Consider the following 19636-nt stretch of genomic DNA (forward strand, 5'->3'; position numbering starts at 1 on the left):
TTACCCGATTATAGCTCAAAATTTTTTATGATTTTATAAGTCCGATCAACTGAAAGCTTTCCATTTTTTAACCTGTTAACTAATTGATGCAACATCAAATCAATGTCATTACTAATGAAATCTTCTTCCCTCGAAACATCTAAGATTGCCCTTACCACAAATTCCTTTAAAACAACCACAACCTGACCCTGACTATCGGCAATATCTATATCATACTTTAATACATTACCCTGCCGGTCTACACCGGGACTATACCTAACATAAGCGTAAGCACTCTCCGGTATCGGTCCATATATCATTACCTCACGTAATGAAAATGGCAATAGTATCACTTGAGAACGGGATTCTACATTGCCTGCCATCAACCCAGCTATCGACTGGACCGCAGCATCCAGAAGACTCGGGTGTAAAACAAACTGCTCTGCCTCTCCTGTAACACTATCAGGCAACTGCAGTCTGGCTAAAGTTTCACTGGTATTGTAACTCAGGCCCTTTATCCCCCGAAACGAAGGACCATAGTCCAGGCCCTGACTGGCGAATTCCTTGTAACAGTCCTCACCTTGCAACTGTTTACTACACCTCGATAGAACACCTTCTATATCCAGTAACTTTGGCCTGGCCTGCAGGCTATAATCTCCTACCTCAAGCCTCCCCTGACTGTGCACCACACGATTACCACCTTCTCCAGCGGTGTTAACCTCAAAGGCGATATGATTACCCTCGGGATACAAACTTATAGAAACTTCCCGATCTACACTATTTACACGAATAGGACTTGCCCATACTATGTCCCTGATCCTTAATATATCACTGTTCGTCGCCAACTGGCCCGCTGCCCGGGCCATTTCTATATAGACTACGCCCGGTAACACCTTCTCATTCAGTATCCGATGATCAGTTAAGAAAAATTCCCTGCCGGTCAATCGCGTCGTAAACTGCTGTTCGGTTAAATCCGAGGTATTGCGCCCCAACAATGGATGCAATCTGGGTACACCGCCATTTCCCTCAACAATCATTTTAGTATCAGTTTCAGGAAGCCAGTAACGCTCCCTGGCAAAAGGATATGTGGGTAGACTTACCCTTTTCGGCCTCTGCTGGCCATAGAGTAGGTCCCAGTCTAACACAAGTCCCTTGACCCATAGTTCAGCCAGCTTGCCAAGCTTGCCCTTAGCTATCCATTTAGCTATCAACTCTCTGGTATCTTCATCAGCCGTAAAGACCGTTAAGGTTTCCTTGTTTCTCTTAACTTCTCCCGTATAACAATCTTCTATATCGTCTTTACCTGCAACAAAAGATTCCAATTTATTTATAAGACCTTTCTCCTCTTTCACTAGAAAGGCCACTCGGCTGTCCATCGCTTCACGTCCCACCTGTAACGTATAGGCAATATCAGAAAGATTAAATCCTTCTGCTTCTTTATGTTCTTGGTCTTTTATAAATTGTAGTAGTCTCTCACCATAGTTCTTAAGACGTTCTCTATTCCTGGCCGATAACACCAATAATATGGGACGAGCAGAGTTTTTTTCTATTAAACCACTGTTATGGGGTTCCTCCGAAACGTATTCTTCAACTATGACATGGGCATTTGAGCCTCCAAATCCAAAAGAACTTACACCCGCCCTCCTCGATATTACATTATCATTCTCATCCCTCAGCTGTTGCCAACCCATCGTCTTATCCACTATATAAAAGGGGCTGTCCTTTAAATCTATATAAACATTAAGCTCTTTATAATTAATCGTGGCTGGGATCTTTTTATGCTTCATCGACAGAAGCACTTTTAAAACCCCTGCTATACCGGCCGCTGCCTCTAAATGACCTATATTCGACTTGACAGACCCAATACCGCAATAATTACTTCTCTCCTGCACACAGTCAAATCTTCTGTATAATTCACTAAACGCCTTCTTCAAACCATTCACCTCGACAGGATCGCCCAACTCAGTACCAGTACCATGGGCCTCTATATACGTCACCGTGTCTGGTGAGACACCAGCCCTCTCATAAGCCTTCATTATTAAGTCTGCCTGTGCATTCGGGTTCGGCGCAGTCAGTGAATTGGCATGACCACCATGATTCTCGGCCGTTCCCCTTATAACTCCATATATATGATCACCATCAGATACCGCCCTGCTTAATGGCTTTAAAAGGACCGCTCCTACTCCTTCTCCCCTCACATACCCATCAGCACCTTTACTGAATGACTTACACCTGCCATCAGGCGCCAGCATTCCGGCCTTACTGAAAGATATAAATAAAACAGGCGACAACAAAGCATTCACCCCCCCTGCCAGCGCCATCTCACAATCTCCGGCCTGTATCGATTGCACAGCTCTATGTATCGCTACCAGCGAACTCGAACACGCCGTGTCTATCGGTTCACTCGGCCCATGAATATTGAGGATATACGATATGCGGTTCGCCAATACCGAATGCGCAAGACCCGTTGAGGTATAAGCATCAATTTCATTGCTACCATTATGATGTATAATCGTCTCATAGTCACTCGTTGCCACTCCTACATATAACCCCGTCTTCGTACCTGACAGATCAGATGGCTTATAACCTGCATCCTCTATCACTTGCCATACGGTTTCTAGAAAAAGTCTTTGCTGAGGGTCCATCAACTCGGCCTCCTTAGGCGAAATATCAAAAAACAGGGGATCAAACTTGTCCACATCATCTATAAATCCTCCCCACTTGATATTCGTCTTATTCACCCCATTCTGCGGATCTCCATAATAATCACGCCAGTCCCAACGATCTTCAGGTATTTCACTGATCAGGTCTTTTCCCTCCTCCAAATTCTTCCAGAATACATCCAAATCCCTACTCTTCGGCATCCTTCCACTCATCCCTATTACCGCTATCGGCCCTGCTTCCTTCTCTACTGCTCCCATAACATTAAAGGAATCTCCTATAAACCTGGACCGCCTGGATTTCAGACCCACTCCTCCATGGACCGTTTCTGTGGTTATGTTCCACTCCGCTACTGATTCTGCGCCTACTTTATATTTCGCAGCAAGAAAATCTCCATGATTCTCAACCAGATACTCCGCAAACGAACCCAACGTCGGATGTTCAAAAAATACCGCAGGGTTCACTTCTACCTCATACTCCTGGTTCATCTTATTGGCAAACTCCGTCAACATAATCGAATCAAACCCATAATCACTCATCTCTACATCAAGACCAATATCCTCTCTCTTTACCTTCAGTAAATCTGATACGCCACGCACCAACCCTTCTTTCACCCTCTCCAAAAGGCCATTCGTATTGGCCTGTGGCGGTATTGATAATACTTTTTGCACCTTCATTGGTTGAAATGACTCCTGTAAATGCAGCCTCGACCTAATCCTTTCTAAATCTCCTTCCATTACCATCACATGCCCATTGCCACTCTTCAACGCATTGTCAAATGCACTAACCCCTGCTACCGTTTGCAGCGGGACCATCCCAACCGTCTTCTCCATTATCTCTTCTATCGCTTTATCCACCTTCATGCCACCATCTCGCCATAACGGCCAGCCAATGGACAGTGTCTTACCACAACGCTTACCCTCATTTACCAGACCCTGACGATATACCGCAAACTCATTCAGAAACGCATTCGCTCCCGCATAATCACTCTGTCCAATATTACCCAACACCCCCGCTACCGATGAAAAGAAAACCATAAAATCTATCTCTTCATCCATTGTCACTCTGTCCAGCTTGATGGCGCCTTTTACCTTGGGCGCAAATACAGCCTTGATCTGATCATTCGTCTTCTTCTGCATAAATGCATCACGTATAATACCGGCACTGTGAATGATCCCGTTTAACTTGCCATACTTCTCTTTAATGGTCTTTAACGCTGCTTTTATCTGAGATCCCTTACTAATATCTGCCTGTATGTAGGTAACATCAACACCTTCTTGTTGTAACTCAGAAAGGTACTTTTGCTTTTCTCCATCAAGTTTCGATCGACCACTCACAATTAACTTCACTCCATTTGTATCACCTAAATGTTGTACAAATATTCGCCCTAAGCCACCTAAACCGCCCGTCAACCAGTAAACTCCACCCGGTTTGATTAATTGGCCTGTATCTGTATCCTGTGAAGGTAACTTTACCTCAATCAACCGCTTGACCTGCCGTTTTTTAATACCCGCACTATAGAGTACTTCAATATCCTGATCAGCAGAAGGATGTAACTCTTGCTTGAGTATGGTCAGAAGTTGCTGCTCGTGATCTGTGATTTTTTCAGGATAATAAATAACCTTACCACGTATCCGGGGGTTCTCTAAATACGCAGTCTTTATAAGACCAGCAAGAGGCGCATAGCAATAACGCTCTTCTGTGTCTGGTACCAAAATAAGTATCTGTTGCACACGCTTAGTCTTAGCTTCTAAACAACTCTTAATCTTATCAAAAACCTCAATAAACTTCGCCTCAACGGCATCGTCAATTACTTTGCCCAGAGGTGCGAAACTGATTATTTCAGTCTCAGGATACACCGATGCAAGAGCTTCAAGAAGCCCCCCATCATGAATATCAACTATAATCAGCCTATCCACAAGAGATGATTCCAGAGCTGGAATGCTTTGCATCGGCTGTTCCTGCCACACGGTAGTTGTATAAAGCAACCCTTGCCCGGCTTGTGTAGCAGATGGCTTACCTGAAGTCTCTTTCTTCTCTAAAGCCCTTACCACAAATTCCTTTAAAACAACCACTATCTGACCCTGACTATCGGTAATATCTATATCATACTTAAACACCTTACCCTGCGGGTCTGCACCGGAACTATACCTTACATAAGCGTAAGCACTTCCAGGTATCTGTCCATATATCATTACCTCACTCAAGGCAAAGGGTAATAGTATCACTTGAGAACGGGACCCTGCATTGCCTGCTATCAATCCAGCTACCGACTGCAACGCACCATCCAGAAGACTCGGGTGTAAAACAAACTGATCTGCCTCTCCTGTAACACTATCAGGCAACTTCAGTCTGGCTAAAGCTTCACCGGCATTGTAACTCAGGTCTTCTATCCCCTGAAACGAAGAACCATAGTCCAGGCCCAGATTGGCAAATGCCTTGTAACAGTCCACACCTTGCAACCGTTTACTGCACCTCGACAGGACACCGTCTATATCCAGAGACTTTGGCCTGGTCTGCAGACCATAATCTCCCACATCAAGCCCCCCCTGACTGTGCACCATACATTCACAACCTTCTTCCGAACTGCTCACCTCAAAGGCTATATGATTACCCTCAGGATACAGACTTATCGAAACTTCCCGGGCAACACTATTGACACGAACAGGACTGGACCATACTACGTTCCTGATCTTTATAATATCACTATTTGCCGCTAACTGACCCGCTACACGGGCCATCTCTATATACGCAACGGCGGGCAAGACACGCCGGCCCTTCACCACATGATCCGCCAGGAAAAACTCATAACCTGTGAAGGTTGAGCTGAAACGTTGTACCGAGAAGTCTGACGTATTTTTATGCAATAGCGGGTGAATAAATTCTGACTTCTGACTTCGGATTTCTGACTTCTGGTTTTCGATTTCAGGCACCCAATACCGTTCCCTGGCAAAAGGATAAGTAGGCAATGAAATTCTGGAATACTGTTCGTTTGTAAATAATTTTTCAAAATCTAACGTATATCCCTGTATATATAAATCTGCAATCGTAGACAAATGTTCTAAATAGTCACTCGCACGATCTGTATTTTGACACTTTCGAATGCATTCATTCCCGTACCGTTTCAAGGAGAGATGTGTCCGATGTTCGTTTTCATGCAGTTTTGAAATATAGATTTGTAACACCTTGCCCTTTTCAAGCCATTTTTTAAAGAGCTTCATAAGTTCATCCCGACTGCGAACCACACATGCTAATCGATGATTAAAGTGCTTTCTTCCGAGCAACAGAGTATAACTCATATTCCCACAGTCTACCTGGGTACCTTGTTCACAATAGGCAAGCATTTGAGCAACTTGCTGTCGTAACTGTTCAGAAGTACAAGCGGATAATACAATTAAATAACCTGGCTTCCTTGAGTGTCGCCTTTCTACATTGGGAGCTTCTTCAATGACCATATGAGCATTGGTCCCACTAAACCCAAATGAGCTTATTACCGCACAGCGTTTAGAATGGGACGAGATATTCCACTCTTTAAGACGCGTATTCACGTAAAACGGGCCATCTTTAAACTGAATATTCGAATTGCCAAGCTGATAATGGAGTGAAGGCGGAATTTGTCTGTGTTTTAAAGACAATAAAACCTTCATGACACCAGCAACCCCTGCTGCAGCGGCCGGGTGTCCAAGATTAGTTTTGATTGATCCAATCGCACAGTATTCTTTCTTATCCGTGTATTTCCTGAATGCGCGGGTCAGTGCATCATACTCAATTGGGTCTCCTAATATCGTCCCTGTTCCATGTGCCTCTACCATCTGGATTTGTTCTGGATGAATATGAAAGGTATCATATACATGGCGCTCTAACCGCTCCTGAGAATTCGCGCTCGGCGCTGTAATACCATTGGTTGTGCCGTCTTGATTAATTCCTGATCCTCGAATCACACCATAAATACGATCGCCGGAATCAAGTGCTTCTTGGAGTCGTTTGAGCACAATCACACCAACTCCCTCTCCCGGAACAAAACCATCGGCATTACTGTCAAAGGTATGGCAGCGCCCTGTAGGAGACAGCATCCCTGCTCGATTTGCTACTTTATAAAACCAAGGTGTAGATTGAATGAACACGCCGCCTGCTAATGCCAATTCAGTTTCCCCGGCCCATAAGCCTTGACAAGCCAGATGTATAGCCACTAACGAACTGGAACAAGCCGTATCAATGGCAATAGCAGGCCCTTGAAGATCCAGATAATAGGCAATTCGAGCGGGAATTACTGAACTTGCATTCCCCCAAAACGCTTGCGCTGGAGCATTATCGTTAAATAGCTGTTGATAATCACCTGCACCACATCCTACATAAACACCACACTGACGTCCCACGACACCTTCACCTGCATACCCCGCATCCTCCAATGCCTTCCAGGATTCCTCTAAAAAGAAACGCTGTTGAGGGTCCATATAGGCTGCTTCAAGTCCTGATATCTTAAAAAAGAGAGGATCAAATTGATCTATACCCTCTAAAAAGCTGCCATGTTTACAATAATTCGTCTTTCCCCCCGAAAAACCTGAAAAATACTTCGATAGGTCCCATCGTGATACTTCTTCAATTAAATCTGTACCCTGTGACAGATGCTCCCATAAGTCGTCCAATGTTTTTGATCTGGCAAACCGTCCACTCATCCCAATGATAGCAATGGCTTCGGAAGAAGTTCTAACTGGGCCGTGAAAATTATCATCAGGACCAAGAGATTTGGATGTATTTACTGAAGGACCTCCGGCTTTTATCTTGTTTTGATCAGATGTAGTAGCGTCAGGAAATGTTACTACAACTTTTTCAATATTTTTGCTGTTGTCCATATATTCATATGCCTGATCAATTTTTAAAGATGGGAATGATTTATAGCTGGTAGGCCGAATCATTTCTTTTGATAGACTATTAACCAAAATATCAAAATACTGCATTACTTTTTCAGGTTTTCTTTGTATTAATTCACTCAAATTAATACTACTATGTTTCGATTGATTTTCTGTGTTATCAGCAGTTATTGGTATCGAAGGAAGTAATGTGAGATGAGAGTCAGCAACATTTTTAACAAATTTAGGATCATCATGGAGTGGCTGCTTGATTCGCGCCATTGTCTCTGATGAAATCTTTTTAAAACGAACAAGCTCACGTCCAGCTTGTATTGTAGCATCAAGAATGTCACTTACTTTATCCTTAAAAAAAGGAAGAGTCATTAATGTGCTTCCATGCCTGTAAATCTCAGCTACAAGAACTTTGCCCCACACGTGATTTACATAATGGGAAACTTCATCAAAAGCGAAAGCGTCGGGTATACCAGCCACTGCAAGAACTGCTATTGAAGGGTGTCTATGTCCACCACGTAAAAGAAGTGTATCTGCACTTTCAAAATTTGATTCATTTTCAGATACATAAACATATAATGGAAGCAGTCGTTCAACAAATGTTTTTAAGGTCGCATTAATACTGAAACCATATACAGGGGTCCCATAAATAACGAGATCAGATTCCAGCCACTTAGGGACCAGCTCTGTCACCATATCATCCTTATAAATGCATATATCATTTTTTATATTGAAACAGGAAAAACAACCGACGCAATTGTTGACTTTTTTATTTGGCAGGTCCACAACCTCCACTTCACCTCCGGCATCACGTATCCCTATAACCAAATGGTCCAGCATCAATTTGGTCCTACTCTGACCTTCTTTTCTAGGACTGGAATTAATTGCCAGTACTTTCATAATATGCCTTTAATAAAATTTATTTGATTTCAACAAATTTGCCATCATCTACCAAGACATTCATAATATTCGTACTCACTTTTTCAAAAGAACTAATAATCGTATCAACCTTGCTATTACCAGTAAGCTCTAAAATTCCTTTTTCAAAATCATCTTCAGAATAATTGATAAGGTGTTTGACCCCCATATCCTTTAAATAATCCAGTTTTTCCTGTGAATCAACAGAAATATAAATATCAGCTTCTTTTAACAATGCCAGATGAACAGCCATGAGCCCCGTATTGACTGAGGAAGTAAGAATTAAGATCTTTTCCCCTGGTTGTATTTCAGTATGTTCAAAAGCATAATATATTGAAAGAAAATCAACAGGCAATGTACACGCTTCCTCAAAAGTGATGTTTTCAGGCTTTTTAATAACCATACCCTCATCAACATTTGCAATAGAACTTTGCCCGTCCAGAATTTTACTTGTTAGACCTATCACCGCATCTTTAGTTTTAACCCTGGTTACATCTCTACCTGTCTTTATAACTGTCCCTGATATTCCAAAACCTGTAGTAAGAGGATAATCAGGCATATTATTATCAGGATATAAATCTTTCACATGTATATCCCCAGAATTTAATGATAATGATTTTACAAGTATCTGCACTTCCCGATCGGAAGGATCAAAAGGAGAAAATCGATTTCTTTGCCATTTTCGATTGAAGCGATGAGAGGTATGACGCTTTTCCTGAGCAACAGTTATTTCTTCTCTCTGAGACCCTACATCCGCTTCTTCTAAAACAGGCACATTCTCCTGTAAGAATAAAGTCAAAGTAGATTCATGTTTTTGAGTAATATACTGTAGTAGCTGGTCTACATTATTGTAATCAAACAAGATTGTTGTTTGCAAGGTAATATTACATCGTTTGCTGATTAAATTTACTAAATTTACCGCTATAATAGAATCTACTCCATATTCTGCAAAACTTTGATCATCCTGGATTTGTCCCTCTTCCATTTTTAACGCTTTTGCTATACTCTCTCGAATGACCATCCTCACATGGTCCTCAATCATTTGACCGGTCACATCAGCTCCTTTGCTCAGTACTTTTGTTTTCTGTAAGTTGAGATGCTTATTTTGAGTTATAGATGGTTGTTTCACGGGCGTTTCTCTCAGTTTAAGCGGCCTCTTTTGTCTAACGACCCCATCACTTTCAGCAATAATAATTTGCTGACCCAAATCATGTTTCTCTCTAGCCGGAAACATGACCGACTGAAACCCTTCACTTTCCAATACTGATTGCCACGATTCTGAAGATAATACAGGACATCCTGGAATGCGTAGCATTGGATCTTCGTACAACCACCATCCCTCTAATAGACCAAATGTCAGGTGACTAAACAAGGTATTGCGACTCAACTCATTTAATAGAAGCAAACCATTGGTCTTTAAAGCGGCTTTGGCGTTACGTAAAGTTTGTCTAATATTTTTGGTTGCATGTAAAACATTGGTAGCAACAGCTATATCATAGCCGCCTGCACTAATGTCTTGTTTAGCAATAGGCGCTTCCACATCAAATATTTTATAGGCCAAATAGGGGTTCTTTTGGCCATACTCTTTTTCCGCATACATTAAAAAAGCTTTGGAGATGTCCGTATAACAATATTCTTGAATATGTTCCTTAAAGAACTGAAGTTTTGGAAAGATCATGGTGCTGGTCCCTCCAGTGCCAGCACCAATTTCCAGAATTCGGATTTGTGCAGATGAATCCTGTCTAAGGCGCTCTTGAATATAAGTAACCGCAATATCAGCAAGCGCTCCATTAAAGTAATCTGCAACCGGGTTGTATTTGTATATCCCTTCGACCAATTCCATGGAAGAATTTGGAAATAGGATGTCCGTGGCAAGTCGTTTACCAGTAAGAATTTCCGGCAAAGCTCGCAGTGTCGCCTCTACTAAAACCGCCATGGCTTTCATGTTGGGATCATCGATCCAAAGACCCTTTTTCAGATCCCACTCTGTCCATACGGCATTTACATCCATGGGAGTCGTATCGACCACAGTGCATGACTCTCTATCAAGCTTGAGATAATTTTTTCTCGCCAAAATCGCTATACTTTCTTCAAGCCACCTATTATAAAAATCACGCATGCCACCTTTTGTGTTAAGGTCAGCTATTGGTGAGTTTTTTTGCTCAAACAACCCTGTGGACAGCAATTGAGCCCATAACAGTCTGCTAAGAAGCGTGTCCATCTCCTTCGTTTGCAAAGTAACTTTTGATTTAATTTGTTGTACTTGTACGTCTTGTTTTGGAATAGGTTTCTGCATATTCTGAATATTTGAGAGAAGCTTTTCTGGATAGAGGGTGATATGTTCTTCTGGATTCATGCCTTCCATAACCAGAGGTCCCAAAGTTTTCAAAAGCGCAATTTGGTCCACAGGTCCGGCAAGTAGTGTTTCCAAAGCTTCCATGGCTTCTGGGGGCTCAATGGAACCAATGCCTTCACGGGCCATTCGATCATGATAAACTTTAGAAGCAACAATCCCGATACTTCCCCAATATCCCCAGTTAATTATTTTTACAGCACATGGCCATTTTCTGGAGAGTTGGTGCGCAAAAGCATCTTTGAATGTACAACCAGAAGCATAGTTGCTTTGTCCCGGATTTTTTAAAAACCCAATCATGGAAGAAAAAAAGAGTACAAAATCCAGGGGTTCCTTTTGAAAAACCTGAGCTATACGTACACTCACATCAACCTTAGCCGACAGACCTGCTTGGAACCGTTCTTCTTCCATATTTGCCAGGCTTTGGTCCAACAAGACAATCGCCGAATGAATTACTCCATGAATCTGTGAAAATCTCTGTTTAATTTCTCCATACGCTTGCTGTAGCGCTTTAAGATCGGTCGCGTCCGCTGCAATGTAATGAGGAACGGGACCCAAGACAGCCAGCTTATCCAATTTGGATTGAATAGTTGCATCCTTCTGTCGTCGGCCAATCCAAATTACCCGTGCTTGATAGGTGCGTATCATATATTCACTCCAAGCTTCTCCAATCCCACCGGCACCTCCTACCACTACGTACACGCCTCCACTCTTATACAATGTTTGATCCAATGAGTCGCAATGGAATGAAATCAACTGTTGCCGATACCACTCTCCACCCCGATAGATCCAGGCATTCCCCTGAGGGTCTGCAGGAAGAGAAAAAATGTCAGTGAGCGGCCAATTACAACCGCCTTCCAGATCAAAAAGCCGTACCTTCCAATTTGGGTACTCTTTTGCCATGGAACCAATCAACCCATGGATACTGGCATGGGCAGGATCCACCAAATCGTTCTTATGGACAGGTTGGGTCTGTATGGTGAAAAAACTACAGCCTAAATCCTTTGTCCCATAACCTGCGAGAAGCAGTGCCTTAACCATTCGGAAACATAGGAGAACACCCTGGCCCTGCTCTTCAATTAAGGTTTCTTCTGTCAGGGATTCCAAAGAATTATGAGGAGCAATCCACAGAATATGATCGATGGTACTATAGACTGCTAGCTTTTTAGCTATTGTATCTATGCTATCCTTGAAATGAATTTCCAATAAACGCGCTTGGGGACAATATTGCCTGATAGCACTCCTGTTCTTTTTATTTCCGCCAACTATCACAACCTTATCTGTTGATGATAGGAAAGCCTGCCCCTTCTCTACTGAGACTACATCCCATACGGGTGTCAGCATGATGGAACCAACTAGTGGTCCGGTGTACGTTTCGGTGGAGGCTGCTTTTGACACATCATTGGTTTGAAAATCTCCTTCAAGCACTCTCGATGAAAATTCTTTCATCCGCACACAAACCTTCCCGGCTTCATCACATAAATCTATATAGAGTTTCTGTACCTTATCTCCTGTTGCGCTACCGTCACTGTATCGAATCAATGCCCACATCGTGGACGTGCAACTGCTAAAAATTTCAAGCTCTTTCAAAGCAAAGGGCAGAGCTAGTTTAAGGCTATCCTTGATGCCAGGTGAATTCCCGGGACCGTTCATTAAACCTATCGACGCCTGCAAGGCGCAGTCCATCAAACTGGGATGCAGGACAAATTGGTCCGCCGTGTCAGAGACTTCGGATGGCAAAAACAACTTTGCCAATACCTTATTATGGCCCACATATACCACTTCAATCCCCTGGTGTCCAGGACCATAGTCGATCCCCATTGCCCTGAAAGTTTTATAGCATTGGCTTGAAGAAAGGGTTCTCTGGCTGCACTCAGCCCGCAGGGAATTGAGGTCCAATGTAGTAACTGCAGCAGCAGAATTTTTATTTTGAGTCGTTCTGTTCCTCTCAGGATGAATTCCTTCGAAGGGCAGCACCACCTTTCCCTTACTGTGTACGACAGGCGCTTCGTCACCATTTTCAGGGACACTATAAATCTCATAGGCAACCATTCCGTCCTCTTCAGGAAAAAGCCCGATGTGGACATGGACCGGCTGTTCCCCTACAGTAACAGGTCTGGCCCATACCACGTCTTTAAGGCGGACTACCATCTGACCTTCACCCAAATTTCCTGCCGCCCGGGTCACTGCCGCTCGTGCCATCTCCAAATAAGCCACTCCGGGTAAAACACGCCGTCCCTTCACCACATGGTCCTCCAGAAAAAACTCTTGACCAGTAAAGGTAGAGCTAAACCTTTGCTCCGAAAAGTCAGAAGTATTCTGGTGGAGCAAAGGATGCAACCTTTGAATTTCTTCTCCCCTCGCCATACTCCGCTCTCCCCTTGTCTCAGGGACCCAATACCGTTCCCTCACAAATGGGTAAGTTGGCAGACTGATTCTATTTGGTTTGACATCTCCATAGAGTTTGTTCCAATCGAAATTCAGGCCCTTGACCCAAAGATCTGACAGCTTGGAAAGTTTTCCTCGTTGAACCCATTTGTTAATGGCTTCCTGCAATTCTCCATCTGCCTCAAAAACAGCTAATGTTTCTTTATTTCGTTTAACCTGACCTCGATACATATATTCAATACCTTCCTTACCATCAATAAACCCCTCCAGCTTTTCCTCAAGTTCTTTGACAGTCCCCACAATTACCGCCAGACGCTCTTCCATCGCTTCGCGTCCAACCTGAAGAGTATAGGCTATCTCAACCAGGTGGTGGTCAGAGAATTGCTGCTCCCTGATCGCAGCCAATAATTGCACTACCTGTTCATTAAGTCGATCTTCATTTTTTGCCGATAGTACAATAATGAAGCTGTCCTGAGAGCTAATCATAATTTGTGGCTGTTCCTGATTCTCAGGAACATATTCTTCGACCACTACATGGGCATTCGCCCCTCCCGCGCCAAAGGATGATATGCCTGCCCGTCTTGGATATTCCCTGGCTTCTCCATTGGTCCAGACTACCGGCCGTTCCCATTCAGCAAGTTTTTGTTGGACTATAAAGGGGGTACTCTCGAAATCAATATTTGGATTCAGCACCTCAGAATGTAGTGAAGGCACTAACTTACGATGTTTTAGTTGCAGCAATACTTTCGTTACACCACAAATACCAGCCGCACTCTCACAATGCCCGATATTCGACTTTGCTGATCCGATTGCACAAAACTGTTTGTCTTGCGTGTATTCCTGGAAGGCTTTATTCAAACCTGTGATTTCTATTGGATCACCTAAGGAAGTCCCAGTGCCATGCGCTTCCATATAACTGACTGTCCTTGGATCAATCCCTGCTTCCTTAAAAGCCCGTCCAATGACACTGGCTTGAGCATTAGGATTAGGGACGGAATAGCCATTGGTTTTTCCACCATGATTGATCGCAGTCGCTTTGATTACTCCATAAATATGGTCCCTATCGGCAATTGCTTTAGACAGGGGTTTAAGCAACACTGCCCCAACGCCTTCTCCAGGAACATAGCCGTCTCCACCTTGCCCAAAGCTCTCACACTTCCCTTTACTGGAAGCAAACTTGCTCTGCCCCAACAGGAGATATTTGTTGGGATGAATGGAGAGATTCACACCTCCTGCAATCGCAAACTGGCAGTCTCCTTGCTTTAAGCTTTGACATGCCAGATGAATCGTGGTCAGAGAGGAAGAACACATGGTATCTACAGCCATGCTGGGACCATGAAAATTACAAAAATAGGAGACCCGGTTTGCAATCGATGATGGGATCCCTGAAAGGGCGATTGGCCTGCCTTGAATTGTTGCTTCTGCTCCGTAAAGTTGGTACTCTTCGTACATCACCCCTGCATATATACCTACATTACCTCTCAAACCAAAGCTTTTGTACATGCCTAGAGCTTCTCGGGTATATCCAGCATCTTCTAAGGTTTCAAAGACACATTCCAGGAATAAACGCTCCTGGGGGTCCATAATTTCTGCTTCCCGTGGTGAAATATTGAAAAACAGAGGATCAAATTGGTCCACACCTTCCAAAAACCCCCCCCACTTACTGTAAGTTTTTCCCGATTTGTTCTTATCTTCATCAAAGTACAGGTTATGGTCCCAACGGTCTTTTGGGACTTCGGTGATACAATCCTTGCCATCTCGTAGATTTTTCCAAAACTCGTTAATATTTCTCGCACCCGGATAGCGTCCCGAAAGGCCAATGATTGCAATATCTAAAGCATTGGTTGCTTTTTCTTCATGAGATGGTGCACGAATGGACGCGAAACGTGGCCGTCTGCGAGTAGTGAGGGCCGATGTTACAGAATTGTTCTCAGTTACCGAATCATTATATTTGGTAGTGGCTGTTTCTGAATTTCCCTCCATTCCCAGTAATGCTGCCAGTTTCGCAGGGTATGATTCAACGAAATATCTACTTAGTTCCTTTATGTTTTGATATTCAAAAAATAATGTTTTCGATAAAGACCCAAACGTTTTTTCCAATTGGATGGTCAGTTTCATTACCATAATAGAATCGATCCCGTATTTTTCCATCGGTGCTTCCATTTCGAACCGATGTGCGGGTAGCTTGATGACGGAAGAAAGTAAATTTACTAAGTAGTTGGCCGTTTTTTCCTGGAGCAATTCCTGTTCAATTGCCGGAACGGACTTGTTTTCCTCAAGTGTTTCTGAATCTTCTGTTCGGAAAGATTGATCAAGGAGTGTTGCACGGAGTCGTTCTAGCTCCCCTTCCATCACCATCACTTGAGACAGACCTGATGCCAAACCTTGATACAAGGCCTGGACACCAACTCTGGTATCCATAGCAATCAACCCTATACTTTGCTTCATCATTTTCTCAGTTGTTTCATCGACTTGCATCCCACCCTCTTTCCAAAGGGGCCAATTAATGGATAACGTTAGACCATGGCGCTGTTTTGAGGCAACCAGGTGGTTACGATATTTAGCATATGCATCCATAAAAGCGTTGGCAGTCGCGTAATCGGCTTGCCCTGGATTACCCATAACTCCCACACCAGAAGAAAAGCAGATAAAAAAGTCCAGCGGTAAATTTTTGCTTGCTCGATCTAGATTTGTAAGGCCTGTAACCTTGGGTGCCAGAACTACCTGCAATTCGTCACTAGTTTTTTTCAGGATGAAGTTGTTTCGAATGACACCTGCACTATGAATGATCCCATGAAGGTTTCCAAAATCCTCCCGAATCCTTTGGATTAACCCCGCAACCGCGTTCTTTTGGGTCACATCTACCTGTTTGTATTCTATCCTGGCGCCTGAAACTTCCAATGCTTTAAGCCTGGCCTGTTTATCCTCATCCAAAGGAGATCGTCCAGTAAGGACCAGAGTTGCATCCTTGACCTTTTGTATAATTTCCCTGGCAAAAATGATCCCCAAACCTCCCACGCCACCCGTGATCAGATAGATACCATGATCTTTCCATGGGACCTTTTCTCCGGGAAAAGCTTCAACTTCTCCCCATGTGGCAACAAGACGTTTGCCACCTTGATAGCAAATCTGCTTATCCACATGTCGCCGGCTGTTCTCCTTCAATTTCTCTATGATTCCTTCACAAACTTCTCTTGGACTCACTCCAACCAGCTGTCCAATAATTGTTGGGTTCTCCAACCGGGCAGTTCTCAAAAGACCAGAAAGGCCGGAAAAAAGTTGCTGCTCCTCCTGGATAGTAAACACAATCTGAACCAAAACATTCACTTTATGTTTTGCGCTAATGATCCTTTTGATTTCCTCAAACACTATGACAGCATAAGATTGGAACCGTTCCTCAATACCTTTCTGTTTGGATTGCAAGGCAAGACAACGCACCCCATTAATTTGAGTTTCGATGCTTGCCTTAAGACTATCACCCATTTCACAAAGTATAACCAGATGTTCTGAAAGTGCAGGTGCTGTAGCTTCTTCAGGGACAGTTTGTTCTTTCCAGCATGGTTTGAGTATCAAAGTTCCGACAGTTGCAGTGGTGTGTCCTGGGCCTATTGAATGAGTACCACCATCACTGATTTCTCCTGTCAGCACTCTCAACGAAAACCCTTTCATCCGCACACAAATTACCCCATTATCATCACACAAATCAATATCGAGTTTCTGCGCCTTATTTCCTATCACCGTGTCTTCACTTGGCCTGAGTAGTGCCCACATTGCGGAAGTGCAGCTATCGAGAATTTCAAGCTCTTGAAGAGCAAAGGGAAGAGTCGGTTTGAGGGAGGAATCACGGACATCCGCAAGGAACGCCCCAACCAGATCATCAGTGTCAATCATCAAGCCGATCGAAGCCTGCAGAGCTGAATCAATCAAACTGGGATGCAGAACGAATTGTTCCTGAGTATCTAAAACGGAGATAGGCAAAGACAGCTTTGCCAGTACTGAATCACTGCCCACAAATACCTCTTCAATTCCCTGGTGCCCTGGGCCATAGTCCATTCCCATCGACCTGAAGGCTTCGTAACATTGACTAGCAGAAAGACTGCGTTGACTGCACTCAGCCTGCAAGACCTTGAGGTCTAATTTTGGGGTTTCTTTAACAGCACTGAACACAGCAGTGCCCTGACTGTATATGACAGGCATTGCATCGGCCGCACCAGACTGACTGTAAATTTCGTATGTAATCTCTCCGTTCTCTTCAGGATAAAGACCGATATGTACCTGGAACGGCTGACCCCCTACAGTAACAGGCCTGGCCCAAACTACGTTTTTGAGGAGAATACCAACCTGGCCTTCTTCCAAAACTCCTGCTGCCTGCTTCACTGCCACTCGCGCCATCTCAAGACAAGCCACACCAGGCAAGACCCTATGTCCTCTCACAACATGGTCCACCAAGAAAAATTCCTGGCCTGTAAAGGTCGAACTGAACCTCTGTCCCGATAAGTCGGATGTGTTTAGATGCAGTAAAGGGTGAATAACTTCCAATCCCACTCGTCCACCCCCAGCGCTCTGCACTCCGAACTCTGTATTTTCTAACCAGCATCTCTCTCTCGCAAATGGATATGTAGGAAGAGGGACCCGTCTGCAATCTTTATTTTTATAAATCCCTCTCCAATCAATTTCAGACCCACTTACCCAGAAAGCTACTATCTTGGAGATTTTTTGTGCATTAAAAAGCTGTATAATAAATTCTTTCTCTTCCTTAGATTGTCCAATTTTGCATTCCTTATTTTTGTTGGTATTAATGTTCCCTCTATACAAACCTTCAATATTCTCTTTGTTGTTTATATATTCATCTAACTTTTGAATCAGCTCTTCTTTTGATTTAACAATCACCGCTAAACGCTCTTCAAAATCTTGCCTACCCACTTGGAGGGTATATGCAATGTCTTGAAGCGTTGGTTTATCTACGGAGTCATCCAGAATATTGTCTTGTTGCCCATCTAATTTATATTCATTTTCTTTAGTAATAATTTTAAGATGACTTATTAAACTTTTGGCATACTCTTTAAGTCGTTCTTCATTCCTGGCTGAAAGAAGTATTGTTTCTGTAGAATCGATTTTGGAATTATAAGATAATGTTTTTGTCCTACTCTCTTTGAATTCTTCGACAATAACATGTGCATTAGTCCCTCCAATGCCAAAGGAACTGACTCCTGCCCTGCGGGCAGTATTGTCGGATTGCCATTTGGAAAGTTTGGTATTTACATAAAAAGGACTGTTCTCAAAATCAATTTTTGGATTAGGATGTTCAAAGTTAAGGCTGGGCGGCAGCAATTTGTGCTTGAGAGCTAAGACGGTCTTGATTAAACTTGCCACGCCAGCAGCTTGTTCTAAATGACCTATATTTGTTTTTACCGAACCAATGGCACAGAACCCCTTTTTCTTTGTAGTGGACCTAAAGACTTGTTTAAGACTCTTGATTTCAATAGGATCGCCCAGCTCTGTTCCGGTCCCATGTGCCTCTATATAAGTGACTGTCTCAGGCTCAATATCGGCTACAGCAAGAGATTCGGTAATCACAGATTCCTGGCCTTTCCCGCTAGGTGCAGTAAAGCCAACCTTAAACGACCCGTCGTTATTAATCGCCGAACCTTTTATGACCGCATGAATGTAATCTCCGTCTTCAAGGGCGTTCACCAGTCGTTTTAAAACAACAATACCCACACCATTGCTAAAAGCAGTTCCGCGTGCTTTTGCATCAAAAGCTCTACAATGCCCATCAGGAGAAAAAACCATACCCTCTTGATAGTAATAGCCGACTCTTTGTGGAATAGATATTCTAACACCGCCGGCTAATGCCATGTCACATTCGAGGTTTCGCAAGCTTTCGCAGGCCATATGAACGGCAACCAATGAACTGGAGCAGGCAGTTTGGATTGTAACGCTTGGACCTGTCAGGTTTAATTTGTAAGAAACACGGGAAGCCAAATAGTCTTTGTCGTTTCCAATCAACGCTTGAAAAACCTCCAATGATTTATCTAATTCAGGCCTTGGGACAAAGTTTTTCAAATAAGTATTTATACTCCCACCGGCATAAACTCCAATCGGACCTTCATTACTCATAGAATCATAGCCAGAATTTTCTAACGCTTCCCAGGCACACTCCAGGAAAAGGCGTTGTTGTGGGTCAATGATTTCGGCCTCACCAGGCGAGTAATTAAAAAAAGAGGCGTCAAATAACTCTATATCTTCCAGCACAAAACCAGCTTTCACATAAGCAGGGTCGCTTAATGCTGCAAGGTCTACTCCAGTTGATTTCAGCTCTTGATCAGAAAATAATGATATTGATTCCGTGCCGTTTCGCAGATTTTGCCAAAATTCATCAACATTTTTTGCACCTGGAAAACGACAGCTCATCCCAATAATAGCGATGCCATCGATATTATCAAATCTATCTGAATCACTCATACTAATCCCC

2 protein-coding genes are annotated in these 19636 nt (G+C 43.3%); both read right to left on the reverse strand.

Annotated elements, in window-relative coordinates; all coding sequences use genetic code 11:
- Nucleotides 1-8 precede the first annotated feature (8 nt).
- The gene (locus tag SCALIN_RS06185) at nucleotides 9-8402 is read right to left on the reverse strand and encodes an SDR family NAD(P)-dependent oxidoreductase (RefSeq protein WP_096893536.1); all 8394 of its coding nucleotides are present in this window, start codon (nucleotides 8400-8402) and stop codon (nucleotides 9-11) included.
- Nucleotides 8403-8421: 19 nt separating this feature from the next.
- Nucleotides 8422-19626, reverse strand: a complete 11205-nt coding sequence (locus tag SCALIN_RS06190; RefSeq protein WP_096893537.1) for an SDR family NAD(P)-dependent oxidoreductase — start codon at nucleotides 19624-19626, stop codon at nucleotides 8422-8424.
- Between the last annotated feature and the right edge of the window lie 10 nt (nucleotides 19627-19636).

Origin of the sequence: Candidatus Scalindua japonica (assembly GCF_002443295.1) — a bacterium.
GTDB classification, from domain to species: domain Bacteria; phylum Planctomycetota; class Brocadiia; order Brocadiales; family Scalinduaceae; genus Scalindua; species Scalindua japonica.

Coding starts and splice junctions, on each gene's coding strand:
- SCALIN_RS06190 (WP_096893537.1), bottom strand. CDS start 19,626: ATGAGTGATTCAGATAGATTTGATAATATCGATGGCATCGCTATTATT.
- SCALIN_RS06185 (WP_096893536.1), bottom strand. CDS start 8,402: ATGAAAGTACTGGCAATTAATTCCAGTCCTAGAAAAGAAGGTCAGAGT.